Here is a 24808-nt window from a genome sequence, read left to right on the forward strand (position 1 = left end):
CATGAAGATCCTGGTCACCGTCAAGCGGGTCGTTGACTACAACGTCAAGATCCGGGTGAAGGCAGACGGTTCGGGCGTCGAACTTGCGAACGTGAAGATGTCGATGAACCCCTTCGACGAAATCTCGGTCGAAGAAGCGCTCAGGCTGAAGGAAGCCGGCAAGGCTGAGGAAGTCGTCGTCGTTTCCGTTGGTCCGGCCAAGGCCGAAGAAACCCTGCGCACGGCGCTCGCCATGGGGGCCGACCGCGCCATCCTGGTTGAGACCGAAGACCAGGTCGAGCCACTCGCCGTCGCCAAGATCGTCAAGGGTGTGGCCGAGGCTGAACAGCCGGGCCTGATCATCGTCGGCAAGCAGGCAATCGACGACGATTCGAACCAGACCGGCCAGATGCTGTCGGCCCTGCTCGGCTGGGCGCAAGGCACCTTCGCCTCCAAGGTCGAGATCGGCGATGGCAAGGCAACCGTGACGCGCGAAGTCGACGGCGGTCTGCAGACCATCGACATCAAGCTGCCGGCCGTCGTCACCACCGACCTGCGTTTGAACGAGCCGCGCTACGCCTCGCTGCCGAACATCATGAAGGCGAAGAAGAAGCCGCTCGACAAGAAGTCGCCGGCCGACTTCGGCGTCGACACCGCTGCCCGCCTCAAGGTGCTGAAGACCGAGGAGCCGTCGGGCCGCAAGGCCGGTATCAAGGTCAAGTCGGTCGCCGAGCTCGTCGAAAAGCTTAAAGTCGAAGCCGGCGTGCTCTGATTTAAGGAAGGGAGATTTTATCATGGCCATTCTTCTTCTGGCTGACCACGACAGCAACCACCTTTCCGACCAGACCGCCAAGGCGCTGAGCGCGGCCTCGAAAATCGCCAGTGGGACTGGAGCCGATGTGCATGTGCTGGTCGCCGGCGCCGGCGCCAAGGCTGCAGCCGAACAGGCCGCCAAGCTTGCGGGCGTTGCCAAGGTGCTCGTTGCCGACGACGCCTCGCTTGCCAACAACCTGGCAGAGCCGCTCGCTGCCCTGATCGTCTCGCTCGCTGGCAGCTACGACACGATCGTTGCCGCCGCGACCTCGGTCGGCAAGAACGTCATGCCGCGCGTCGCAGCCCTGCTCGACGTCTCTCAGGTCTCGGAAATCATCGAAGTTGTCTCGTCGGATACTTATCTGCGCCCGATCTATGCCGGCAACGCCATCCAGACGGTGCAGACGACCGAAGCCAAGCGCGTCATCACCGTGCGCACCGCTTCCTTCGCTTCCGCCCCTGAAGGCGGCTCGGCGGCGATCGAGAGCGTCTCGGCTGCCGCCAACCCCGGCGTTTCCTCCTTCGTCGCCGATGCCCTGTCGTCGTCCGACCGCCCGGAGCTGACGTCTGCCAAGATCATCATCTCCGGCGGTCGTGCGCTCGGTTCTTCCGAGAAGTTCAGGCAAGTGATCCTGCCGGTTGCCGACAAGCTCGGCGCTGCCGTCGGTGCTTCGCGCGCTGCGGTTGATGCCGGTTACGCGCCGAACGACTGGCAGGTCGGCCAGACCGGCAAGGTGGTCGCGCCCGATCTCTACATCGCCTGCGGCATCTCCGGTGCCATCCAGCACCTCGCCGGCATGAAGGACTCGAAGGTCATCGTCGCCATCAACAAGGACGAAGAGGCGCCGATCTTCCAGGTCGCCGACTACGGCCTGGTTGCCGATCTCTTCGACGCTCTGCCAGAACTCGAAAAAGCACTTTGAAGCGAACATGTCCAAGATGAGTGATCTGCCCGAACGCGAGAGCATGGAGTTCGACGTTGTGATCGTGGGTGCGGGACCGGCGGGTCTTGCGGCAGCGATCCGGCTGAAGCAGGTCAATCCGGAGCTGTCGGTCGTCGTGCTCGAAAAGGGCGCCGAAGTCGGTGCGCATATCCTGTCGGGCGCCGTCGTCGATCCCATCGGCATCGACCGATTGCTGCCGGACTGGCGCGACGACGCCGACCATCCGTTCAAGACCGAAGTGACGGACGACCACTTCCTGTTCCTAGGGCCCGCCGGCTCGATCCGCCTGCCGAACTTCCTGATGCCGCCGCTGATGAACAATCACGGCAACTACATCGTATCGCTTGGGCTCGTCTGTCGCTGGCTGGCGACCAAGGCGGAGGAACTCGGCGTCGAGATCTATCCGGGCTTTGCCGCCACCGAAGTGCTCTACAACGACGAGGGTGCGGTCATCGGGGTTGCCACCGGCGACATGGGCATCGAGCGGAACGGCGAGCCGGGCCCGAACTTTGCCCGCGGCATGGCGCTGCTCGGCAAATACACGCTGATCGGCGAGGGCGTGCGCGGTTCGCTCGCCAAGCAGCTGATCGCCAAGTTCGATCTCTCGAAAGACCGCGACGTCCAGAAGTTCGGCATCGGCCCGAAGGAGCTCTGGCAGGTCAAGCCCGAGAACCATCGTCCGGGCCTGGTACAGCACTCCTTCGGCTGGCCGCTCGGCATGAAGACCGGTGGCGGCTCGTTCCTCTATCATCTCGAAGACAACATGGTCGCCGTCGGCTTCGTCGTGCACCTCAATTACAAGAACCCCTATCTGTTCCCCTTCGAGGAGTTCCAGCGCTTCAAGACGCATCCGGCGATCCGCGGCACGTTCGAGGGCGGCAAGCGGCTTTCCTATGGCGCGCGCGCCATCACCGAGGGCGGCTACCAGTCGGTACCGAAACTGTCCTTCCCCGGCGGCGCGCTGATCGGCTGTTCGGCCGGTCTCGTCAACGTGCCGCGCATCAAGGGCAGCCACAATGCGGTACTTTCAGGCATTCTCGCGGCCGAGAAGCTGGCGGCAGCGATCGCCTCTGGCCGCGCCAATGACGAGCCGATCGAGATCGAACGCGGCTGGCGCGACAGCGCCATCGGCCAGGACCTGAAGCGGGTGAGAAACGTCAAGCCGCTGTGGTCGAAGTTCGGCACGGCGATCGGCGTTGGGCTCGGCGGTCTCGACATGTGGACCAACCAGCTGTTCGGCTTCTCCTTCTTCGGCACGCTGAAGCACGGAAAGACCGATGCGCAGTCGCTCGAACCCGCAGCGCAGCACCAGAAGATCGACTATCCGAAGCCGGATGGGGTTCTGACCTTCGACCGGCTGTCGTCGGTGTTCCTGTCGAACACCAACCACGAGGAAGACCAGCCGGTTCACTTGCAGGTGAAGGATATGGATCTGCAGAAGCGCTCCGAGCATGACGTCTATGCCGGTCCGTCGACGCGCTACTGTCCGGCCGGCGTCTACGAATGGGTGGAGAAGGACGGGAAGGACGTCTTCGTCATCAACGCGCAGAACTGCGTGCACTGCAAGACCTGCGACATCAAGGACCCGAACCAGAACATCAACTGGGTGCCGCCACAAGGCGGCGAAGGCCCGGTCTATCCGAACATGTGAGTTCAGGAGGCGGGGGGCATGGCCTGCGTGGACAGGGCCGGGAGCGAGACCAGAGATTTCTTCGCAGAATGCCGCATGATGGACTTATAGGACGGTGCCCTGATATCAAGACTGGCGTCGATACGCCTTGTGGTTATAGTCACGGTTGGATAGCGTTGCTTTCACCCTCAGGAGAATGCCTATGATTGCCTTCGTATCGCTTCCGACATCGCTGGCCGCAGCGGCGAGCGGAATGGCAGTCTTGTCCTCGAGCAGAGGATAGTCAGCGCTCCCGTTCGGCTTTGAATACCTTTGGGTTTGTCAGAAAGCCGAAAATGATCAATGAAGTAACGAAAGATGATTTCGATGCGATGCTTGCCGGCTTCGCACGAGAAGGGCTCTATCTTGCGCCCGACGTTGTAATCGCACCTCCGGAAGTGCTGGTCATGCTCCGCAGCCTTGCCGACGAGGTTGGGCAACGGTTCGCGCCCGCGGCTTGGTGGATCGTGAATGAAGGCGAAGTCGTCGGCCTTTGCTCCGTCATCAGAGTTCCCCATGAAGGAGACGTTCATATCGGTTATGGCATCGCACCGACGCGTCAAGGGCGGGGTTTTGCTACACAGGCCGTAAGCCAGATACTCTCCTGGGCGCGGAGCGATCCATGGGTCGCTCAGATTTCGGCTGAGACCGGCGTCGAAAACATCGCGTCGCAACGCGTTCTGGAGCGAAATGGCTTCCTGCGTGTCGGCCAACGTGTCGATGCCGAAGACGGCCTCGTCATCTGCTGGCGTGCCATGACAGAGTAAGGTAGCCGAACCGACGCTTCGGGGCGCCGCCCTGGAGCGTCGGTCGCTTCAGCAGCCTGTTCACGGTGCAGATTTGCCGCCGGACCGCCGGGAGAGCTTTCCCTTCAGATGAACCCGAAATCAACGGATGCGTTAAATTCCCGCCGGTCGTACGGATAGGCGTAGCAGGTGTACCAGATGCTGCCCTGACCGAGCAAAACAATCACTCGCTCAAGAAGGGTCATCCGGTATTCGCTCTTTCGAGCCGGTATAGTCGTCGGCATGTTGCTGGCATCCTCCCAATTTTTAATCTGGCGAGCTTCAGTGTGCGGCCTCCATTTTCCTCATGGCGCGACGGATTTCTCACCTGCGTTGATCTTACTGACTATCCGGCTCGCAAATCACGCACGGAATGCCGAAGAGAGCTTTCAGGATTTTCGATGAAACAAGGCCGCCGAAATCCTCAAAACTAAAGGCAGCGCCGTGCGCCGCCCGGATTGCCGGAGGTGTGTTTCGGAAGCTCCAGGAGATCGTCGGAGGACCAATGCTCTCACACTTTAAAGACCCATCATTGTTTCGCCAGGCGGCCCTCGTTGGCGGCGAGTGGATCGAGGCGGACGCGGCAAACGCGATCGAGGTGAACAATCCGGCGACGGGCGAGATCATCGGCCGGGTGCCGAAGCTCGGCGCCAAGGAAACCAGGGCTGCGATCGAGGCCGCGCGCGTGGCCCAGAAGACCTGGGCAGCGCGCACGGCCAAGGACCGCGCCGGCGTGCTGCGCAAGTGGTTCGAGCTGATGATCGAGAACAAGGACGATCTCGGCCGCATCCTGACGCTGGAGCAGGGCAAGCCGCTCACTGAGGCGACCGGCGAGATTGTCTACGGTGCAAGCTTCGTCGAGTGGTTTGCCGAAGAGGCGCGCCGCATCTATGGCGACCTGATCCCCGGCCATCAGCCCGACAAGCGCATCCTGGTCATGAAGCAGCCGATCGGCGTCGTTGCGGCAATCACGCCCTGGAACTTCCCCAATGCGATGATCACCCGCAAGGCCGGCCCGGCCTTTGCCGCCGGCTGCGCCATGGTGTTGAAGCCGGCTGCCCAGACGCCGTTCTCGGCGATCGCCATTGCCATTCTGGCCGAGCGTGCCGGCCTGCCGAAGGGCCTGTTCAGCGTCATCACCGGTTCTCCCCGCGAAATCGGCGCCGAGATGACCTCGAACCCGGTCGTGCGCAAGCTCACCTTCACCGGCTCGACAGAGGTGGGGGCCGAGCTCTACCGCCAGAGTGCTGCCACCATCAAGAAGCTCGGGCTGGAACTCGGCGGCAATGCGCCGTTCATCGTCTTCGACGATGCCGATCTCGATGCCGCGGTCGAAGGCGCGCTGATCGCCAAGTTCCGCAACAACGGCCAGACCTGCGTGTGCGCCAACCGCATCTATGTTCAGGACAAGGTCTATGATGCCTTCTCCGACAAGCTCGCCAAGGCGGTCGCCAAGCTGAAGATCGGCAACGGTCTCGACGAAGGCGTGATCCTTGGCCCGCTGATCGACAAGGCGGCGCTGGAAAAGGTCGAGGAGCATATCGCCGATGCGACGTCCAAGGGTGCGCGGGTGATCCAGGGCGGCAAGCGTCACACGCTCGGCGGCACCTTCTATGAGGCGACGGTTCTGGCCGACGTCACCCAGGCGATGGCGGTTGCGCGTGAAGAAACCTTCGGGCCGGTGGCGCCGCTCTTCCGCTTCACCGACGAGGCGGATGTCGTCGAGCAGGCAAACGACACCGAATTCGGCCTTGCCTCCTATTTCTACGCCAAGGACCTGGCGCGGGTGTTCCGGGTCGCCGAAGCGCTGGAATACGGCATGGTCGGCGTCAACACCGGGCTGATCTCGACGGTGGAAGCGCCGTTCGGCGGCGTCAAGCTTTCCGGCCTCGGACGCGAGGGCTCGCGCTACGGCATCGAGGAGTTCACCGAGATCAAATACGTCTGCCTCGGCGGCGTTGGCTGATAAGAGACAACGAAATGACCGCGGAGCCCAGGCGCCGCGGTCATCCGATTAGAGTGTATTGCAGCTTAGGCGCGGCCTTCGAGCAGCCTCGTGGCGCGCGCCTCAATGCCTTTCGCGTCGAGTTCGTAGTGCACATAGAGATGGGTCGGCGGCGCAATCAGGCTGTACTCGTCGTAGATACCATGCCGGGTCAACTTGACCGGCAGGCCCTCGCTTGCCAGCACCTCGGCGACCGCACCGCCCAGTCCTCCGAGCACATTGTGCTCTTCCACCGTTAGGATTCGCGGGCTTTGACCAGCGGCTTCTAGGATGGCGTCACGGTCGATCGGTTTCACCGTCGCCATGTCGAGGAAGCCGACGCTTGCGCCTGCGGCCCGCAGCGCGCGGGTCGCTTCGAGGGCGGGGTGGACCGTGGAGCCTGTGGCAATGATCATGAGGTCCGTTCCCGAATAGTGCGAAATCGCCTTGCCGATGGTGAACGGCTGGCGCTGCGCATAGACCTCGGGATCGCGTCCTCGCTGGATACGGATATAGATCGGATGAGGATAGTCGTTCGCAGCCTTGATCACTTCCTTCAGCTGATTGCCATCGGCCGGCGCGATGACCGTGAGGTTGGCGATCGAGCGCATGATGGCGAGGTCTTCAGTCGCATGATGCGAGGTGCCGTAAAAGCCGAGCGAAATGCCGGCGTGGTGGCCGATCAGCCGAACCGGCAGTTTGGAATATGCGACGTCCATGCGGATCTGCTCGCAGCAGAGCAGTGCGAGGAAAGATGCGAAGGTTGCGACATAAGGCTTCATGCCGACAGCGGCCATGCCTGCTGCGGCCGACACCATGTTCTGCTCCGAGATCCCGAACTGGACGAAGCGATCGGGATGGAGCGCGTGGAACTTCGCAAGGCCGTTCGAATATTGCAGGTCGGCGGTGCCCGCGACGATCGGCTCGCCCGCAGCGACGAGTTCGATAAGAGCGTCCGAGAGTGCATCGAGGCCGGGTGTCACGGCATTGAGCTGGCGGTATTGCCAGGACTTGTCGGAAAGCGGCTTGTTCATCTCAGATCTCCATCGCTTCGATTTCGGCAATTGCGCGCGCAGCATCCGAAGGGTCGAGATAGCCGAGGTGCCAGCCTGGTTCGGTTTCCATGTAGGAGACGCCCTTGCCCTTGACCGTCTCCGCAATAATCATCACGGGGCGTGTCCGCTCGCGATCGGCCTTGAGCGTGCGAAGCAAGGTTGCGACTGCCGCCACATCGTGGCCGTCAACGACATGGGTCTCCCAGCCGAAGGCCTGCCATTTCTCGACAATCGGCTCGACGCCGATGATGTCGTCGACCGATCCGTCAAGCTGGTAACCGTTGCGATCGATGATGCCGATCAGTTTTCCAAGCCCGTTGTGCGCGCCGAAGAGGGCAGCCTCCCAGACCTGACCTTCCTGTAACTCCCCATCGCCGATCATCACGTAGGTGTAGAAGTCCTTGCCCAGCATCCGGCCGGCAAGCGCCATGCCGCAACCAGCCGAAAGGGCGTGGCCGATCGAGCCCGAGCTGAAATCAATGCCGGGCACCTTCGTCATATCAGGATGATCGCCCAGCGGATTGCCGAGGCGGGTATAGCCGTCGAGCACGTCACGATCGATGAAGTCGAGGTCGGCGAGAAGGGGAAAGAGCCCGACGGCCGCGTGCCCCTTGCCCATCATGAAACGGTCGCGATCCTCCCATTTCGGTTCGCCACGTCTGAGGTCCATCGCGTCGTAATAGAGCGCCGAGAACAGCTCGGCTGCGGAAAAGACCGAGGTGTAATGGCCGACTTTCGCAATCTCGATCAGCCTGATTGTCTCGAGGCGACAGAATTTGGCGCGGTCCTTGAGGAACGCGATTTCCTCGTCAGTCGGTCTGAGGCTGTTTCGGCCCCCGGTTATTTCGATCCTGCCTGGTTGGGTCACGTGCTGTCCTCGTCCTCAAGGTGGGTCGCCCCACGGAATGCTTGATCACGAGGTCTGTTTTAGCTTTAGAAACGCGCGGCCGCCCGCACGAATAGCTGAAAACAATCTTCAACTATTCCAAAGAAATGAACGGGTTGGCTCATGTTACCTAGTGAGGGACGCAAGTGAAGGCGGCGGTTTTCTCAAGGAGGTAAACAATGAAAGACGGGATGTTTGTTTTCGACGCGGCGGTCCATACCCAGGACTTCGGCGACAACCAGATCAAGCCGGGAAGCGACGGCAGACGTGTGAAACTGCTGCGCTCGCAGATCGCCGGGTTCATCAATTTGACGGGTCGCCGAGGGCCGCCGCCGGAAACGGAAACCTTCTCCAACCCCGATCTTGAATGGGGCAACAAGATGCTCTTCGAGAACTCCGACACCGATATGGCAAGCGCCTGCTCCGTGCCGCTGTTCTCGCACTGGCGGGCCGGGCTTGGTCCGGTCGAACTCAGCGATGCCTTCGCCAAGTCGAACCCGAAACGCGTGGTACTCACCGGTGGTGTTGACCCGGCCTATCACGGGCTTGATTTTGCGCTCGAAGAGATGGAGCGCCAGGTCAGGGAACTCGGCGCCGTTAGCATGAAGTTCTATCAGTACCAGCGCCGTGGCTGTTCATGGCGCGCCGACGATCGCGACATCGCCTATCCGCTCTGGGAGAAGGCGATCGAGCTTGGCATCAAGATGGTGCAGTTCCACAAGGGTTTTCCGCTGGAACTCGGCCCGGTCGAGGCCTTCAAACCCAACGACATCCAGTATGCCGCCGCGGACTTCCCCGAGCTGAACTTCGGGATACATCACCTCGGTGATCCCTATGTCGACGAGACGATCTCGATCGCCAGCCGTTTTGACAACATCTACCTGATCCTGCCGCTCTGGTTTAACCAGTACTACCTCCAGCCCTGGAAGATGCTGGCACGCCTCGGCGAAGCCTTGCTCTATGTCGGCTCCGACCGCATCTGCTACGGCTCCGAGGCCTTCATCTGGCCGCATGTCCAGACCTACATCGATACGCTCGCCAATCTCGAAATGCCGGAGGAGCTGCAGGAGCGCTACGGCTATCCGGAGATCACCCGGGAGATGAAGGAAAATATCCTCGGCAAGGCCTTTGCCCGCGGCATGGGCATCGACATCGAGGCCAAGAAGATCGAACTGGGGCTGGTCTGATGACGGCCCGCTCTGCCATATCGACGGATGCGCTCGAAGCTGCTTTTGCGCGCATCCGCCCCCTGATCCTTGGCCATGGCGGCGATATCGAGATCGCCGATATCAGCTCGGACGGCGTCGTGAGCATCAAGCTCGTTGGCGCCTGCAAGGCCTGCCCCAACATGGCGATGACCTATGTCGGGCCGATCCGCACCCATCTCATGGAAGTGGACGGCGTTGCGGAGGTCCGCTGCGAACAGGTCAATGCAAGCATCAAGACGCTCGATCGACTTGCCCGTAGACTGGGTTCAAGGCCGCTCATCGCCTGAAAAGGCGGAGAGACTGAGAAACGTCAGAAGCCGCGCCCCCGCAAGGAGCGCGGCTTCTTTGCGTCACGGGACGCGTTCCGAATTTTCGCGAACCAGAAAAGAAAACGGCGCGCCATTGGCGCGCCGCGGTTTCGTTCGAATTGGTTTGGTCGATTAGGGAATGATGCGTTCGGCGCGCAGGCGGTCGAACACGTCGATGAAGGAGCGTTCCGTGTCCTGCGTTTCCGCGAAGCCGAGCGCTCTCGCCTTGGCCATGGAATGCACGCATTCCATCGGTCGCCCGAGGTCGAGATCGGTGTGCCAGGCAGAGGCAAGGCGATCGAGCTTGTTCGGCTGCAGGGCATGCTGGGTGACGAGCCGGTCCCAGTCATTGCCGAGGTCCTTCATCTGCTCGGCAAGCGAATTGTACTGGCCGGGATACTCCGCCACGGGAATGTCGAAATAGTCGGCGATCGTCTTCCAGAGCTGCTCCCAGCGGAAGACATCGCCGTTGACCGCGTTGAAGGCTTCATTACGGGCGTTCGGTTCCGTGCCGGCCCAGACGATCTGCTTGGCGAGGATGCGCGCGTCGGTGATATCGTTGAGGCCACGATAGGCCGTCGGGCTTCCGGGGAAGCGGAAGGGACGGCCCGTGGCTTTGCAGATCGAGGCGTGTGTAGCCAGCGTCGCGCCGATGTTCATCAGGTTGCCGACCGCGTAGCCGATGATCGTATGAGAGCGGTGCACCGACCAGCCGAAATCGTACTCGGCGGCATAGGCCATGACGATGTCTTCGAGCTCGTAATAAAAATTCTTCTTCGGCAGGCGCGGCGCTGTTTCACGGAAGGGCGTGACTGGCTGGACCTTGCCGTAGTCCTCGAAGGGCCCGAGATAGTGCTTTGTGCCGGTGACAATGCCGACATGCTGGACGCAGCCCTTGTCCTTGAAGGCATCGAGCACATTCTTCAGCATATTGCCGTTGAGGCGAATGTTCTCGTCCTCGTTCGATCCGAGCGTCCATGAGCAATAGAAGATGTGTGTAGGGGCCAGGTGGGAGAGGGCCGCGATCGCCTCGTCCCGCTTCAAAAGGTCAACCGCGTGCGGCTTGATGTAGGACGACCCGAGCGGCGGCCGCCGTGAAGCGCCATGGATTTCCCAGCCGCCGAGATCTCTCAGATGCTCGGCGACGTTCAGCCCGACGATACCCGTCGCACCGACGATCAATGCGCGTTTTTGATACATGGATTCCTCCCTTTGTGACATGTGGTGGAGAGGATGACGGTTTACCCTCTGGTCAGGTAGGCCGGCTTGAGGAATAACTGAAGTGAATTAAGTTCACGAAGGCGATTGGAATGCAAAACCGGGCACTCGAGATGGAAGTCTTCGTGACGATCGTCGAAGCCGGCAGCTTTTCGGCGGCGGCCCGGGTCTTCTCGATGTCGCCTTCGGCCATCAGCAAGCTGGTCACGCGTCTTGAAAAACGCCTCGGCGTACAGCTCGTGGTGCGCTCGACCCGCAGTTTCCGACTGACCACCGAAGGAAACGATTTCTACAAGACGTCCCGGGCCATCGTTCAGGAAATTGCCGAGGCCGAAGCAAAGATCGCACGCAAGGCAGAGGCCGTCGGTGGGCTTTTGAAAGTCAGCACCAACCTGCCGTTCGGCACGCACGTGTTGTCACCTCTCGTCGTGCGGTTTCTCGACGAAAACCTGGGCATGCGGATCGATCTCGAATTCAGCGACGAACCGATCGACCTGATTGCGGAGAAGACCGATATCGCGATCCGAACGGGCGTTCTGCGCGATTCTTCGTTACGTTCCCGTCGGTTGCTGAGTTCACCAAGGCACGTCGTCGCCGCGCCGGATTATCTCGCCCGGCACGGCGAGCCGGCCAGACCGGAGGACCTGCGCAAGCACGCGTGTCTTACCTTTGGCGGCCGTCCGCATCTCAACACCTGGCAGTTCAAGGACCCGGTAGACGGTGCGTCGGTTCATGTCGACGTGGCCGGCAGGCTAGTCGTCAACAACGGCGAATCCATGCGTCACTTCGCGCTGCAGGGGGCCGGTATCGCCCGGCTTTCTGCATTTCATATCAGTCGCGATCTTGCCGAAGGACGCCTCGTTCAGCTGCTCGGTCCTTGGGATGCAGGGGAGACTGAACCCATATCGGCGATCTATTCGGCCCAGACGCATGTGCCGCAGAGAATTCGCAGGTTCTTGGATTTCCTGGCGCGCGCGATCTGACGAGAAGTGATCAGTTGATAAATTATCACTTGATCAGTTTTGGCGATGGTGTTACCTCTTGTGTTAGCTCAGGGAGAGAGCATGGGAGGTTCCCGACCGCCGTTAGGGTCGGAGCCAAGTCTGATTTTCAAAGCATGAGGGCTGACGTCGCTAAGGTGTCAGAACGATAGGCTATGGCAAAAGCAGCACGAAAATACCTCGACGCGGCCGATCGCGAGCAGCAGATCCTCGAATTTGCGATCGATTTCGTCGCCCAGCGAGGACTGCGGTTCACAACGCGCGAACTGGCCGATGCGCTCGGCGTTTCTCAGCCGCTGCTCTACAGGTACTTCAAGAACCGCGACGACCTGCTCCAGAAGATCTATGACGAAGTCTACCTGAAGCGTTGGGATGCGGGCTGGAACGATCTGCTCGCCGATCGTTCGCTGTCGATCCGCGAACGCCTCGTCCGTTACCTTAGGGCCTACACGGCTGCGATCCTCGATGAGCGCTGGATCCGGATCTTCATCGCGTCGGCGCTGGAAGACCCGCAGATCACCCAGAAATATCTCGGTTTGCTGCATGAGACGACCTTTCCGCTGATCTTCGCCGAAATCGCGGCTGAAGCGGGTGTCGAGGTCCCGACAGGTCCGAAGGCGGACGAACTGGTGCTTGAAATCGTCTGGGGTTTTCACTCCAGTTTCTTCTACATGGGCGTGCGGAAATACGTTTACCGCAACAATATCCCGGATGATCTCGATCCGATTATCCGCGCGCGTGTCGAAGTGTTTGTCACCGGCCTTGCCGCGAGCATGAGCGATCTCGGACAGTTCCTGCCCGAGTTGGAGGTCAGCCGATGAACAGCATCCAAGACCTCCGCGTTTTCTCGGAAATCGTCAAGTCGAACAGCTTTTCTCTAGCAGCCTCGAAGCTCGGCCTGTCGCCGGCAACGATGAGCGGACGGCTGAAGGCGCTCGAATGTCACTTCGGGGTCGCGTTGTTGAAGCGGACCACACGTTCGCTTTGCCTGACGGAGGAAGGGCGCTATCTCTTCGAAACCTCGCAGACGATCCTTGAGGATTTCGAGCGGCTCGACAAGACGATGCGCGCGCGCAAGAAGAACCCGAACGGAACGGTGACGATCGCAGCACCCACTGAATTCGGGCGGAAGTACCTGATCCCCTTGACCAGCGAGTTCGGCGCCGCTCACCCGGAGATCGGTTTCCGCCTCATCCTTGGTGACGAGGACGTCAATCTGGTCGACGACGATTGCGACATCGTCATTCGCTTTGGCGCCGTGCCTGACAGCGCGCTCACCACGCGCAAGCTTGGCGAAAACCCGATGGTCATTTGTGCGGCTCCCGACTATCTGGCGCGGGTGGGGGCACCGGATGTCCCGTCCGATCTCGCTGCCCATAACTGTCTCGTCTATCTCGACGGCAAGATGGCTGCCGACAAGTGGGGTTTCGCCGTCGATGGCGAACCGACGCTCGTTCGCGTCAGCGGCAACCGCATTGTTTCCGACAGGCAGGCGCTGATCGACCTTGCCAAGGCCGGACAAGGACTCATTCGCGTGTCGTCCTGGGATGTTGCGCGCGAACTGGAAGAGGGAACGCTGGTTGCGGTCCTCAGGGACTTCGACTGCGACCCGGAGATCATTCATCTTCTGTCTGAACCGAGACACCGCCTGCCTTTGCGGACGGCCGAGTTCATCGATTTTCTCCTGCAGCGCGTGAAGCGCCTGAGCCGAAGCGCGGAGCTCTGCAGGACCGAGTACCCAAGGCTGCGCGGCGCCGCCTGATCGCATTTCTCATCGCCCTTGTTTCCAACGGTGCGCCTTTGCTGACCACCGAACGACGACGCATGGAGTTTTTTAGAATGGATTATGGTCTTACCGGCAAGCACGTGTTGATAACGGGTGGTGCCACGGGCATCGGGCGCGCCATCGCCTCCGTCTTTCTCGCCGAGGGAGCGGATGTCACGGTAAGCGGCATCAGTGCCGCGGAGGTCGAGGAGGCGGTTTCCGCTCTCGGTCAACGATGCCGGGGGATCGCAGGGGATCTGACCGCTGCGGGTGAAGCCGAGCGGCTCCATGCATTCGCTTCGTCCCACCGCCCCGTCGATATCCTTATCAACAACATCGGTATCTTCGAAGTTCGCGATTTCTTCGAGACGACGGATGAACACTGGTTTCGCTATTTCGACGTGAACGTCATGACCGGTGTGCGCATGTCGCGGCTGGTGCTGAAGGACATGCTGGCGCGAGGCGAAGGCAGCGTTGTCTTCATCAGCAGCGAAAGCGCCGTCAAGCCGCAGCCATGGATGGCGCATTACGGCGCCATGAAGACCTGCCTGCTCGGTCTGTCGCGCGCGCTTGCCGAATTGACGAAGGGCACCCGGGTCAGGGTCAACACCATCCTACCGGGTCCGACGAACACCGAAGCGGTGCGCCGATACCACCAGGAAATCGCCGACGAGAAGGGTACGACCCGCGACACGGTCGTCTCCGACTACTTCGACGAAACCGAACCGACCTCGCTCATCAGGCGAATGATCGAGCCAGACGAGGTGGCGCGCAGCGTCGTGCATCTGGCGGCAAGCTCGCACCTCAACGGCATGGCGATGCGTGCGGAGGGCGGCACCATCAGGGCCATTCTCTGAGCCTTCTTCAGCGGGGCTGAAGAGTGAATTCAGGGCAACGTCCTCAATCGCAAGCACCAATCGGTTTATCAATAAAATCAGCAGGTTTCGGGAGGTGCAGGTGAACAGATTTGATCTTGGCGGCAAGCGTGCGTTCGTCACTGGCGCAGCAAGTGGACTCGGGCAGGCAATCGCAATCGCGCTTGCCGAAGCGGGTGCCCATGTCGCCTGCTTCGACTTGCCGCGTGCAGCCGGCCAGGACGAGACGCTGGCAGCCATCTCCGCGACCGGCAACAGAGTGCTGGCCCTCGAGGGCGACGTCACCGATCGCAGTTCGATCGAGGCCGCATTCGATCGAGCCGAGCGCGAGCTCGGCGAGATCGATATCGCCGCCAATAGCGCCGGCATCGCCAATGTCAGTGCGGCCGAGACTATGCCGCAGTCGCAGTTCCTGCGGATGATGGACGTCAACCTCAACGGGCTCTTCTGGTCCTGCCAGGTCGAGGGCCGCCGCATGCTGGAGCGTGGCCGCGGCTCCATTCTCAACATGGCGTCGATCTGTGGCTCGACCGCCATCCCCGGTCTTGAGCAGGTGCACTACGATGCGACGAAGGCGGCGGTGATCCGCCTGACGAAGAGCCTTGCCGCCGAATGGGCCGGGCGGGGTGTGCGCGTCAACTGCCTCAGCCCAGGCTTCATGGCCACGCCCATGAACAGCCGGCCGGAAGTGGCCGAGAACGTCCGCAAGTTCGCCGAGATGACACCGATGAAACGCATGGGGCAGCCACACGAAGTGGGCGGGCCGGCGGTGTTCCTCGCAAGCGAGGCGGCGAGTTACTGCACCGGTGTCGATCTCAACATCGACGGCGGTTTTCTATCAATCTGACGACAGAGTGGGAGGAGAAATCATGTCGACAGTTCTGAAATTTACCAGCGCCGCGATCATCGCCTTATTGGCCGCGTCACCGGCGCTCGCCAAGCCCGTCAAGATCGGCTGGATCCAGGGTAACGCCGCTTTCCAGGCCGAACAGCGCACCCAGGACGGCTTCAAGAAGTACCTGACCGAAAACAACATCGATGATTGGGAGGTGACCTATCTCGACTCTGCCGGTTCTGCCGAGAAGGTCGCCAACAACATCGAGGATGCGGTTAACCGCGGTGTCGACGTCATTTACGTGACCTATGCGGATCTGCGCGCCTCCAGCAACGCCCTCAAGGGCGCAGAATCAGCCCACATTCCAGTCTACACGGTCGACTCCGGCTGGATCCCCGGCTCGACCGCTGACATCACCACCAACAATTGGCAGATGTCTGCTGAGGTGTCGCTGAGCCTGATCAGCCAGATGAAGGGCAAGGGCAACCTCATCATTATCACCACCGACAAGATCAAGCCGGTGCGCGAGCGCACCGACACCTTGCGGGCGATCCTGAAGGAATATCCCGACATCAAGGTCATCGGCGAATACAACTTCGACGTCGCCAACTTCTATCAGGAAACGTTGAACGCCGTGCAGGACTTCGCCACACGCTACGGCGAAGAGATCACTGCCGTCTGGACACCTTGGGACGAGCCGGCGCAAGCGGCAATCACGGCTCTCCAAGGCGCTGGGCTGAACGTTCCGGTCTCTGGCATGGACGGGCACCCGGAAGCGATCAAGGCGATCTGCGAGCCGAACTCGATGTTCGTTGCGACCGGGCGGCAGCAGTTCGAGGAGTGGGGCGTGAACCTTGCGACCTATGCCAAGCGGGTCATGCTGGACGGTGATCATCCAAAGGAAGTCACGAACGGCAAGGACATCGTCTATTACGGTGCCACGCTCTTCACCAAGGACAACTGCAAGTGAACCGTCGGGCGGGCGGTGCTGCCGCCCGTCCATTTCGGAGGTGCAACATGTCGATTGTTCTTGAGAACATCACCAAGCAATGGCCGGGCACGCTCGCACTCGATGGCGTATCCATCGAGATCGTCGAGGGCCGTGTGCACGGCATTGTCGGCGAGAACGGAGCCGGCAAGACGACGCTTGTCAGCATTTTGAGCGGTGCCGTCCAGCCGACGGCCGGCACGCTCAGCATGGCGGGCCAACCGGTCGCATTCGAAAACCCGGCGGCGGCTGTGGCAAACGGCGTTTCGCTCGTATCGCAGGAAGGCAGCCTGGTGCCGCATCTGACCGGCGCCGAGAACATCTGTCTCGGCTTCGAGCCGGTCAAAAGCCGGTTCTTCATCAACCGGCGCGAGGTTCAGCGGCAGGCGGAAGAGCTCGCGAAACAGTGGTTTCCGGATACGGCAATCGCGCTCAACCGCAAGGTTGACGAGCTTCCCTATGCCGATCAGAAGGTCATCGAAATCCTTCGCGCCCTGCACTCGCGGCCCAAGGTTCTGATCCTCGACGAGCCCACGGCGACGCTGCCGGCTAAGGAAAAGCAGAGCCTCTGGACGCTGATCCGCCAATTGTCCGATGCCGGGATGGCGGTCGTCCTCATCAGTCACTTCCTGCAGGAAGTGATCGATCTTTGCGATGAGATCACCGTGCTGCAGGATGGCCGCAAGGTGAGCCACCTTTCCAATGCCGGGCACGAAGTCACCGAGCGTCAACTGATCGACCTCATGCTCAATCGTGGGCAGGCCGGCAACCAACATCGTCTGCCTGATGGTGCCTTGACGGAGCGCACGCTTGCTGCCGACGCGGAGATCGTCGTCGATATCGAGGGCTGGCAAGGCGAGCGTTTCCATATGGACGGCCTTAAGGTTCGCAGCGGCGAGATTGTCGGTCTGATCGGCCTGACCGGTTCGGGGCATTTCGAGTTCGCCCAGTCGCTGTTTGAGCCGCGCCTGGCGACGGCCGGTCGATACCGGTTCAAGAGCAAGGACGTCGTGCGGGCCAGCGTGCGCGACATGAAACGCTGTGGCGCAGCACTTATCCCGGATCACCGGATGATCAATGCCATGATCGGCGACTGGACCGTGCGCGAGAACATGTCGATGGCCGGGATCCAGGAAACGAGCCTCAAGCCTTTCGGAATTGTTCAGACCGGCCGCGAGCGTGCCGAGACACAGCGTCTGATCAAGCGGCTGAACATCAAGACATCGAGTGCGGAGACGAAGATCGCCGAACTGAGTGGCGGCAACAAGCAGAAGGTCTCCGTCGCCAAATGGCAATTCGCTTCCGAGGGCAGGTACAAGCTCTTCGTCTTTCTCGAGCCAACCGAAGGCGTGGATGTCGGCGCAAAGCGCGAGATCCACGAGCTCATCGTCTCGCTCGCCGAACGTGGCGCGGCTGTCATCGTTGCATCGAGCGATCTCCTCGAGATCGCCCATGTGGCTGACCGGGTCGTGGCGTTCAGGAATGGCCGGGACGCCGACCAGATTGCCCGTCGCGATTTCAGCGAGGCCGTCTTCATCAATGCAATTGCGGGGGTAACCCAATGACCATGACAACGACTATTGCTCCGGAGAAAGCGTCCCGCCCGATGCGCATTGGCACACTCATCCAGAAGTACAGCACGCTTGCCGTTCTGATCATCCTTTTCCTGGCTTTCGCGGTCGGCACGGATCGGTTCTTCAACGGCACCAACCTCGTCAACATCCTCCAGCAGATCTCGATGTTGACCATCGTCGCGGTCGGTCTGACCTTTGGGTTTGCCGCCAAGGAGATGGATCTTTCCGTCGGTTATGTCGTTGGACTCGCCGGTCTGCTCGCCCCCCTCTTGATGGTGGCGGGCGTGCCGATCCCCTTGTCGATCGTCGGCGCGCTCGTCGCGGGTCTTGGCGTCGGCCTCATCAATTCCGCGCTCGTCGTCGGCGTCGGAGTTCCGTCGCTGATCGCGACACTCGCGGCCGGCTCCATTCTGTGGGGCATCAACTTCATGATTTCCGGCGGGCGAGCGATCTATGGCGGCATTCCCGCCGACTATCTGGCGGTCGGCCAGGGCAAGGTCTTAGGCATACTGCCCTATCCGGCGCTGATCATGTTGGTCATTGTTGGCAGTTCGTGGTTCGTCATGGAGCGCACGACCTTTGGTCGCTACCTTTATGCCGTCGGCGGCAATGCCCGCGCCGCCGAACTTTCGGGCATCAAGGTGCGCTCCTATCGGGTCTATGGCCTTGCACTGAGCTCGCTCTTTGCCGCGATCTCCGGGATCATACTCTCGGCCCGGCTTGGTTCGGGTCAGCCGAATGGCGGTGAAACCTATCTTCTGGATGGCCTTGCTGCCGTGTTCATCGGCATGACGATGCTTCGCCCCGGCACGGCGACCGTGATGGGCACGTTCTTCGGGGCGCTGCTGATCGGCATCATGAACAACGGTCTCAACCTGGTGGGCATGGACACTTACGTGCAAAGCATCGTCAAGGGCATCATCATCGTCATCGCCGTGTCGGTGGTCTCCCGCACGACGAAGCTGAAGCTTCTTTGACCAACCGGTCGAGGGAGGATGCTGAAGAAACCTTGACGCGCTCCTCGATTGCCGTGGCATCCTTGTTGCGGCCGTCGAGAAGTATGTGGAGGAGACTGCAGCCATGAATCTGAACCTGAAAGACAAGGTCGTCATCGTCACCGGCGCAAGCTCCGGCATCGGGCTGGAAACGGCCAAGGCGCTTCTTGCCGAAGGCGCCCGCGTGCTGGGGGTCAGCCGTGACATGGCGCCGGTGAGAGACCTAGCCGCACATGCCCGCTGGCGGACATACGAGGTCGATCTTGGGGAGAAAGGCGCAGGGGAAGCTGCTGCGGACACGGCGCTCAAAGCCTTCGGCCGCATCGACGTGCTCTTCAACAATGCTGGCATCTGTCCAACGCGCGGCGGTTTTCTCGACGTTTCGGACGAGGATTGGGCGCAGACGCTCAATGTCAATCTCATGGGCTATGTCCGTATGGCGCGAGCTGTAATTCCCACCATGCTCGCGCAGAAGAGGGGTGTGCTTATCCATTGTGGTTCGGAGGCCGGGCGCATGCCGCATCCGCTGTTGCCAGACTACAGCACCTCCAAAGCGGCAATCGCGCTTCTGTCCAAAGCGCTTGCACGTGAGTTCACGTCCAAGGGCATTCGCTCGAATGTGGTTGCGCCCGCCCACATACGAACTGAGCTGTGGGACCGCCCGGGCGGGTTCCTTCACGCGCTTGCGGAGCGCTACGGTACCACGATCGACGGCGCGGTGGACGCGTTCCTTGCTGAATCAAGACTGCCCGCGGGGCGGCTTGGCACCGCCCGGGACGTGGCCATGGCGGTTCTTTACCTGGCCTCGGACCTCTCCGAGTTCATTAGTGGCGACGTGATCAATATCGATGGTGGGGTCATACCCACCACGTGACGGAGAAACCGGGATGATACCGATGATTGAGAGCAGCGTTGGAATGTCGAAGGCTTTTCGCGATGAGATTGCGAATGCGGACGAGCGGGTCGGACAGGTTCTCGTGTCCGAAACTGACTTCGTGCGTGTCTGGCACATCTGCCTCGCCCCCGGTGAACGTCTCGGTTTCCACCGACATCAGCTGGATTACTGCTGGATTGCGCTGACGTCAGGACGGTCCCGCTCCACATATTCAGATGGGAAGGCTGTCGTTACCGACTACAACGCCGGCGACTGCAAGGTCTTCGCCTTTGCTGCCGACGAGACGATGGTTCACGATCTGACCAACATCGGCGGGACGCATCTCGCTTTCACAACTATCGAATTCAAGGGCGCGCTCGCGCGAGAGCGCGACAGGGTTGAACCACCAAAAAACGCTGTCCGCAATCTTAATGACTCCATGTGACGCAAGGCGGACGCTTTGCTATGGAATGTTCCTTCTGTGCGTCCAAGGTCGCATAATGTATCGACAGGAACGCTTTAGCCGCTTGCTCCCTCGCTCAGTATTTCCATGTACGCGCGATAGACGAAGACTCGGCCACGCCGTCGACCTGTTGCTTCTTCGACGATCCCAAGTTTCTGGAGTTGGTCTAGAGCTGCGTTGACGGTGGGCATGGTTAGTCCGCTCCGTTTCATCGCCGTGGGGGCGGTCAGATAAGGGCTGGTGCGCATGGCTTCGTGGATCTGGAGGACTGACCCCGTACGCTCAGACTCCCTTACGATGCGTTCGCGGTCGCCCTCGAACAGTCGTGCAATTTGATTGGCAGTCTCAAAAGCTTGTTCCGCTGTTTCGGCGATTCCATGTCGGCGGTAATTCGCTTGTTGGAAAGCGGATGGTCAAGAAGCAGCAGACGCGATGGTCGCTCCACGGCGCTCACATGCTCACGCAGGTCCGGACGACCGCGTTGAACGGCGGACTTCGCGATCGCTTCAGGGCACCATTCCGACAGCCAGACCCGAACGTGCCTTCGATATTCAAACCCAAGCCACCCCCTTTGCGCCGCCGGACCCTCGAGAAGTTACCGGTCTCCAAAGGGGCAATCTCAATTAACTGCCAACTCTTAAATTTAGTGCCAGGCTATCTTGTTGAAACTATTGCTGTCGGAGTCTTGCGGTTAAATGCAAAACGACATGGGCGCTTTGTAGCCGCTATAGGCATTGATCCCTTCGGTCGCACCAAGGTCGCCGGAGCGGATCTGCGGCATCTTCGGCAGTAGATCGGTGATTATCTTGGCCACGCTGCTCTTACCCATCCTTGCAAGCGGTCTGGCGATCCGTTCCTCGGCGACGTAGTGAGCGGGCAGGGCTTTTGCTGTCATTTGGACGGCGCAACATCGGCCCCGTGCGCAGTCATGACCCGGAGGTAGTCTTTTCCAAGAGCCCCGTCGTTGTAGTCGCACCAGTCTTGATATTGGACCATACTGACCATCCCTGCGCGAAGAGTTCGCGACGCGTTCTAAGAAGGTGGCGGTTCCAGCGGCTCGAAACTGGTGGTCGAGCATCTGAACCAAACGGTTCCGCACAATCAAGCAGCTCTCAAAAGTTTGCTGCCGTCAGCAGGCGGAAATGTCGCTTCATCGGAAACGCAACAGGCCCGTTATCAGAAAAACGCGCATGACGTGTAGACCCTCCAATCCCATTGCAAGGTCGAGATGCGGTCCGCGAGCCGGCGGTGGAGCTCGTAGCGTAGAAATAATCAGCGGTAAAAGGCGCCATGCAGCTGTTGATGTCGGGTTGGAAAGCCGGCAAGCGTTCACTGCGACCAGAGAGTCACGTTGAAATTGCGGCCACTGCTCATGGATATATGATCAAGAATGGGAATATTGATTATCTTTATATGTTCTATTAAGCTGACCATGATCATTTATTTGTGATAATTTTCTTCTTTATGGACATAAATATATGAACAGAAAGCAAGCCGCGCTCGCGCGAAAACAGTTGGAAAGACGTCTCGCGCCCGTGCGAGAACTCAAAATCATCTCGCCGCCTCGCGGTTGGATGAAGGCCATCCGGGAAGCTCTTGGTATGACCACCCGACAACTTGCCCACCGCATGGGAGCGGCTCCGTCTCGCATACCGGCCATCGAGAAGGCCGAGGTTTCCGGAGCGACAACAATCAAGACCCTTCGTGAGGCCGCTGCGGCAATGAACTGCACGTTCGTCTACGCTTTCGTGCCGATAAAACCGCTCGACGATATCCTTTACGAGCGTGCCGCCGAAAAGGTGGGCGAGGATATGACGAGGCTCGACCACACCATGCGGCTGGAGAATCAGGCGCTGCTTAAGTCGGACCTGGAGGCAGAACGTCGGCGGCTCGTGGAATCCCTGCTTACCGACGCTGCACGGCGCCTTTGGGATGAGGATTGAGATCCATGGCTGAAGATCCTCTATTCGAGCACGACGACGAGGCAAACACCCCTCTACCCCCTGAGGAGCGGGAGCGGCTCATCCCTTCCTACATCACCTTGCGGCACGAGTTGAATGAGGCCGAGCAAGTCAATATCGGCGAGGGCCTGCGGTGGGCAACGTCGCGAAAAAGGGACGTGCTCGACCAGGCTTTTCTTTGTGAGCTGCATCGCCGCATGTTTGGGGACGTTTGGGACTGGGCTGGGGACTACAGAACCACGCCTCGCAATATCGGTATCGATGCCTATCGCATCTCAGTGGCAGTCAGGCAGGTGGTCGACGACGTACGCTACTGGGTCGAACACGAAACTTTTCCGCCCGACGAGATCGCCGTGCGGTTCAGTCATATGCTCGTGGCCATTCATCCCTTTCCGAACGGGAACGGCAGATTTTCCCGGCTGGCTGGTGATCTGCTGGCACGTCGGCTTGGCCGGCCGCCCTTTACCTGGGGCAGAGCTGATCTGGTGGATGCGGGCGAGACCCGCGCTCGTTATGTTGCGGCCCTTCGGGCGGCTGATAACCACGACATAGGACCGTTGCTGGCGTTCGCCCGCTCTTGAGGTTCGAACGGGGAGTTAGCCAACCGAACTGAACCGAGGAAGACGATATGAAGACATTCACGCAGTCGCAGTGTCGGGCGAAATGAAAAACTGATCCCCTGGAGGTGCGGACGAATTCTTGGACTAACAGGAGATAGTTCATGTATTCGTACGAAGACCGCATGGGAGCCGTGCAGCTCTACATCAAGCTTGGCAGACGCGTGATGGCCATGGCGGACGCGCTGGGGATACACAAGACGGGCTGACAGATCAGAGATCGCGCACCTTGCCCGGCACGGAAGCGCCTGCCGTGGACAACATCGTGTCCAATACCAAACAACGAGGAAAGCCCTCTTCGGCTTTCGAGCCATCGATCAGAAATTTGCCTGAGGCGGGCGGGAGAACGCATCCCGTCCTACCCGCTTATGGGGCGTGAGCCGTCTGTGATTGCCCTGCCAGATGGAATCGAAACCCCGGAGCGTCAGCTTCGAGTGCTGCTCAAGCATGTTGTGCCGCATGGCTCGGGCAATAGCGCGCGAAAGCGTTCTGTCATACGTTCGCTCGCCCGGTCCGGCCGGCACGCCGAGCCTCGAACTGTAGAGCGCGTCGTCAGCTTATGGGCAATGCGCTCGCCTTCATCGAATGCAGCAAGCTGGCATGCCGTCGAGTTTGCGTGCGGGGTTATACCGATGGATGCCGCCATTGCTCTTGGCACCGCCATGGCGACCGTTGCGCTGTCCGACAGAATGGCGACACCTTCGCCGATTACCTGCATGACTGCATTATGTCCCACATTCCGACCACGAGGCGCTGATCATCGAGGACGATCTGGGCAGCGAGTTTCGCTATCGGGGCGGTCCGATTCCACCGCTGAAAGCGCTCGATCAGGCCAGCCAGGTCATCTATATCGGCGCCTTCAGCATGACGCTGCTGCAATCCCTGCGCGTCGGGTACATGATCATGCCGAAAGCGCTAGCGGGAAAGGTGCCGCCGGCTGATTCAGGTTCGCTATGGGCGTTGCCGCAGTTCACCGAACAGATCGTTACCACGATTGAGTCGTCCGACACATCCAATCCGCGTGTCGAGGATCACCCCGAAATCGCCATCGAGTCTAGCCGGGGCGCGCGCTTGCGAGGATCGCCTGGGCAAGCGTCTCGGCGGCACGCGAGGGCTTGCTGCGGGGATGGGCGATGTGGAACATGTCCTCGAACGTCATGCGCTCGGGGGCGAGCAGCCGCAGGCGACCGTTGCGTACCCATTCGTCGGCGTAGTGGTCGGGCAAGAAGCCGATATAGGCGCCGGAGAGGAGCAATAGCAGCGTGCCCTCCATGTGCGGCGTGGCCGCCGCCCAGTGGAAGTTTACCCCACAGATCGTCTCGGTAAGCATGTAGGTGCGACCAGCAAAAGACTGCGCTTCCAGAACTGCGTCGGTGAGCGCATCGTCGGGCAGGTCGAATAGCGGGTGACCCTGCGCGCAATAGAGTTTCTGCACCTCGGAAAAAACGGGCTGCGTGCGCAAATGCGGCGTCGCGCTGCCGACCGTCGGCATCAGCACGATCTGATAACCACCATTTAGAAGGCCCTGATGCAGCACCTGCGGCGCGGCGACGTCGATCTCCAGATGCACACGCGGCGCCTGTCGGTGGAAGGCAGCGAGCGCCCCCTGGAGATCGAGATCCCGGTTGGTAATCATCGCGTCGACAGTGCCGAAGGTCAGGCTGCCGGTCAGTTCCCCTTGCGCTTCGCCGACACGGCTCTGGAACTTTTCCAGCGAGCCGAAAAGATCCAGCGTCGCCTCATAAACGAGGCGTCCCTCGTCGGTCAGAAGGAAACCGCTGCGCCCGCGGCTGCAGAGGCGTAAGCCCAGCCGCTCCTCAAGGTGGCGCATATGGGTGGAGATGGTCGCCTGCGTCATCCCGAGTGATGATTGCGCGGCGGAAAACCCCCCATGCTGCACGACGGAGGCAAAGACACGCAACAATCTCAACTCTGCATCGCCGAGCGACAGATTGAGGATGCGATGGCGAACCTTGTTGATCATTCATTGATTAAGTCACAACTAAACATC

General features: G+C 60.5%; 25 protein-coding genes and 1 pseudogene. 19 read left to right on the forward strand and 7 right to left on the reverse strand.

The annotated features are described in order from the left end of the window. Position 1 precedes the first annotated feature (1 nt). From AC3WVQ_RS29965 to AC3WVQ_RS29980, 4 genes are all read left to right on the forward strand, one after another. Positions 2–751, forward strand: coding sequence for an electron transfer flavoprotein subunit beta/FixA family protein (locus tag AC3WVQ_RS29965; protein ID WP_064817059.1), 750 nt, complete (start codon positions 2–4; stop codon positions 749–751). A 22-nt stretch (positions 752–773) separates the two neighbouring features. After that, positions 774–1715, forward strand: coding sequence for an electron transfer flavoprotein subunit alpha/FixB family protein (locus AC3WVQ_RS29970; RefSeq protein WP_492383388.1), 942 nt, complete (start codon positions 774–776; stop codon positions 1713–1715). A gap of 7 nt (positions 1716–1722) precedes the next feature. Beyond that, a complete protein-coding gene (locus AC3WVQ_RS29975) occupies positions 1723–3387 on the forward strand; it encodes an electron transfer flavoprotein-ubiquinone oxidoreductase (protein WP_492383389.1) in 1665 nt (554 codons plus the stop codon). A gap of 314 nt (positions 3388–3701) precedes the next feature. Next, positions 3702–4172: a GNAT family N-acetyltransferase gene (locus tag AC3WVQ_RS29980; RefSeq protein ID WP_492383564.1), complete on the forward strand. Its 471-nt coding sequence runs from the start codon at positions 3702–3704 to the stop codon at positions 4170–4172. A gap of 104 nt (positions 4173–4276) precedes the next feature. Here the strand turns inward: AC3WVQ_RS29980 and AC3WVQ_RS29985 are convergent, their stop codons facing one another. Then, entirely contained in the window at positions 4277–4435 is a 159-nt protein-coding gene (locus AC3WVQ_RS29985) for a hypothetical protein (protein ID WP_162731983.1), read from the reverse strand. A gap of 260 nt (positions 4436–4695) precedes the next feature. On the opposite strand from AC3WVQ_RS29985, the gene gabD reads away from it, so the two are divergent. Further along, entirely contained in the window at positions 4696–6156 is a 1461-nt protein-coding gene (gabD, locus tag AC3WVQ_RS29990; RefSeq protein WP_492383390.1) for an NADP-dependent succinate-semialdehyde dehydrogenase, read from the forward strand. A gap of 65 nt (positions 6157–6221) precedes the next feature. Here the strand turns inward: gabD and AC3WVQ_RS29995 are convergent, their stop codons facing one another. Then, on the reverse strand, positions 6222–7208 hold the full coding sequence (locus AC3WVQ_RS29995) for a transketolase family protein (RefSeq protein WP_090428379.1): 987 nt from the start codon (positions 7206–7208) through the stop codon (positions 6222–6224). Position 7209: 1 nt separating this feature from the next. Continuing rightward, on the reverse strand, positions 7210–8097 hold the full coding sequence (locus AC3WVQ_RS30000) for a transketolase (RefSeq protein WP_090297713.1): 888 nt from the start codon (positions 8095–8097) through the stop codon (positions 7210–7212). A 197-nt stretch (positions 8098–8294) separates the two neighbouring features. On the opposite strand from AC3WVQ_RS30000, the gene AC3WVQ_RS30005 reads away from it, so the two are divergent. Both AC3WVQ_RS30005 and AC3WVQ_RS30010 read left to right on the forward strand, forming a co-directional pair. Then, positions 8295–9302: an amidohydrolase family protein gene (locus tag AC3WVQ_RS30005; RefSeq protein ID WP_060605037.1), complete on the forward strand. Its 1008-nt coding sequence runs from the start codon at positions 8295–8297 to the stop codon at positions 9300–9302. Next, complete coding sequence (locus AC3WVQ_RS30010; RefSeq protein WP_492383391.1) at positions 9302–9610, forward strand: NifU family protein; 309 nt, start codon at positions 9302–9304, stop codon at positions 9608–9610. The genes AC3WVQ_RS30005 and AC3WVQ_RS30010 overlap by 1 nt, the downstream gene beginning before the upstream one ends. 153 nt (positions 9611–9763) lie before the next feature. Here AC3WVQ_RS30010 and AC3WVQ_RS30015 read toward each other — a convergent pair whose 3' ends face one another. Continuing rightward, complete coding sequence (locus AC3WVQ_RS30015; RefSeq protein WP_090428376.1) at positions 9764–10831, reverse strand: SDR family oxidoreductase; 1068 nt, start codon at positions 10829–10831, stop codon at positions 9764–9766. Positions 10832–10974: 143 nt separating this feature from the next. Here AC3WVQ_RS30015 and AC3WVQ_RS30020 point away from each other — a divergent pair, with 143 nt between their 5' ends. The 10 genes from AC3WVQ_RS30020 to AC3WVQ_RS30065 all read left to right on the forward strand — a co-directional run bounded on the left by AC3WVQ_RS30020 (position 10975) and on the right by AC3WVQ_RS30065 (position 20201). Beyond that, positions 10975–11832: a LysR family transcriptional regulator gene (locus AC3WVQ_RS30020; protein ID WP_318266922.1), complete on the forward strand. Its 858-nt coding sequence runs from the start codon at positions 10975–10977 to the stop codon at positions 11830–11832. 173 nt (positions 11833–12005) lie between these two features. After that, positions 12006–12671 carry a TetR/AcrR family transcriptional regulator gene (locus tag AC3WVQ_RS30025; RefSeq protein ID WP_060529984.1) on the forward strand — a complete coding sequence of 222 codons (666 nt, stop codon included), beginning with the start codon at positions 12006–12008 and terminating at the stop codon, positions 12669–12671. After that, complete coding sequence (locus AC3WVQ_RS30030) at positions 12668–13612, forward strand: LysR family transcriptional regulator (RefSeq protein ID WP_060529983.1); 945 nt, start codon at positions 12668–12670, stop codon at positions 13610–13612. Before AC3WVQ_RS30025 ends, AC3WVQ_RS30030 begins: the two co-directional genes overlap by 4 nt. A gap of 77 nt (positions 13613–13689) precedes the next feature. Next, positions 13690–14472, forward strand: coding sequence for an SDR family NAD(P)-dependent oxidoreductase (locus AC3WVQ_RS30035; protein WP_034798533.1), 783 nt, complete (start codon positions 13690–13692; stop codon positions 14470–14472). Positions 14473–14572: 100 nt separating this feature from the next. Next, positions 14573–15337 (forward strand): SDR family oxidoreductase, encoded by a 765-nt coding sequence (locus AC3WVQ_RS30040; RefSeq protein ID WP_134887911.1) that lies wholly within the window; start codon positions 14573–14575, stop codon positions 15335–15337. A 22-nt stretch (positions 15338–15359) separates the two neighbouring features. Beyond that, positions 15360–16295 carry a sugar ABC transporter substrate-binding protein gene (locus tag AC3WVQ_RS30045; protein WP_034798535.1) on the forward strand — a complete coding sequence of 312 codons (936 nt, stop codon included), beginning with the start codon at positions 15360–15362 and terminating at the stop codon, positions 16293–16295. A 47-nt stretch (positions 16296–16342) separates the two neighbouring features. Then, on the forward strand, positions 16343–17878 hold the full coding sequence (locus AC3WVQ_RS30050) for a sugar ABC transporter ATP-binding protein (protein WP_492383392.1): 1536 nt from the start codon (positions 16343–16345) through the stop codon (positions 17876–17878). A gap of 41 nt (positions 17879–17919) precedes the next feature. Then, positions 17920–18864, forward strand: coding sequence for an ABC transporter permease (locus AC3WVQ_RS30055; RefSeq protein WP_244495258.1), 945 nt, complete (start codon positions 17920–17922; stop codon positions 18862–18864). Between the two features lie 103 nt (positions 18865–18967). Continuing rightward, on the forward strand, positions 18968–19756 hold the full coding sequence (locus AC3WVQ_RS30060; RefSeq protein WP_034798539.1) for an SDR family NAD(P)-dependent oxidoreductase: 789 nt from the start codon (positions 18968–18970) through the stop codon (positions 19754–19756). A gap of 22 nt (positions 19757–19778) precedes the next feature. Then, positions 19779–20201, forward strand: coding sequence for a cupin domain-containing protein (locus AC3WVQ_RS30065; RefSeq protein ID WP_492383393.1), 423 nt, complete (start codon positions 19779–19781; stop codon positions 20199–20201). A gap of 74 nt (positions 20202–20275) precedes the next feature. On the opposite strand, the pseudogene AC3WVQ_RS30070 reads toward AC3WVQ_RS30065, so the two are convergent. Both AC3WVQ_RS30070 and AC3WVQ_RS30075 read right to left on the reverse strand, forming a co-directional pair. Beyond that, positions 20276–20596 (reverse strand): annotated as a pseudogene (locus AC3WVQ_RS30070) (Fic family protein); the annotation flags it as partial. A gap of 314 nt (positions 20597–20910) precedes the next feature. After that, positions 20911–21114, reverse strand: coding sequence for a hypothetical protein (locus tag AC3WVQ_RS30075; RefSeq protein ID WP_176960320.1), 204 nt, complete (start codon positions 21112–21114; stop codon positions 20911–20913). Positions 21115–21697: 583 nt separating this feature from the next. On the opposite strand from AC3WVQ_RS30075, the gene AC3WVQ_RS30080 reads away from it, so the two are divergent. Together AC3WVQ_RS30080 and AC3WVQ_RS30085 are read left to right on the forward strand one after the other, a co-directional pair. Beyond that, positions 21698–22162, forward strand: coding sequence for a mobile mystery protein A (locus AC3WVQ_RS30080; RefSeq protein WP_034798540.1), 465 nt, complete (start codon positions 21698–21700; stop codon positions 22160–22162). Between the two features lie 5 nt (positions 22163–22167). After that, on the forward strand, positions 22168–22761 hold the full coding sequence (locus AC3WVQ_RS30085) for a mobile mystery protein B (RefSeq protein ID WP_034798541.1): 594 nt from the start codon (positions 22168–22170) through the stop codon (positions 22759–22761). A 1090-nt stretch (positions 22762–23851) separates the two neighbouring features. Here the strand turns inward: AC3WVQ_RS30085 and AC3WVQ_RS30090 are convergent. Continuing rightward, positions 23852–24781, reverse strand: coding sequence for a LysR family transcriptional regulator (locus AC3WVQ_RS30090; RefSeq protein ID WP_051659442.1), 930 nt, complete (start codon positions 24779–24781; stop codon positions 23852–23854). Positions 24782–24808: the final 27 nt, after the last annotated feature.

This window comes from Ensifer sp. EB106-05-01-XG146, from assembly GCF_058791875.1.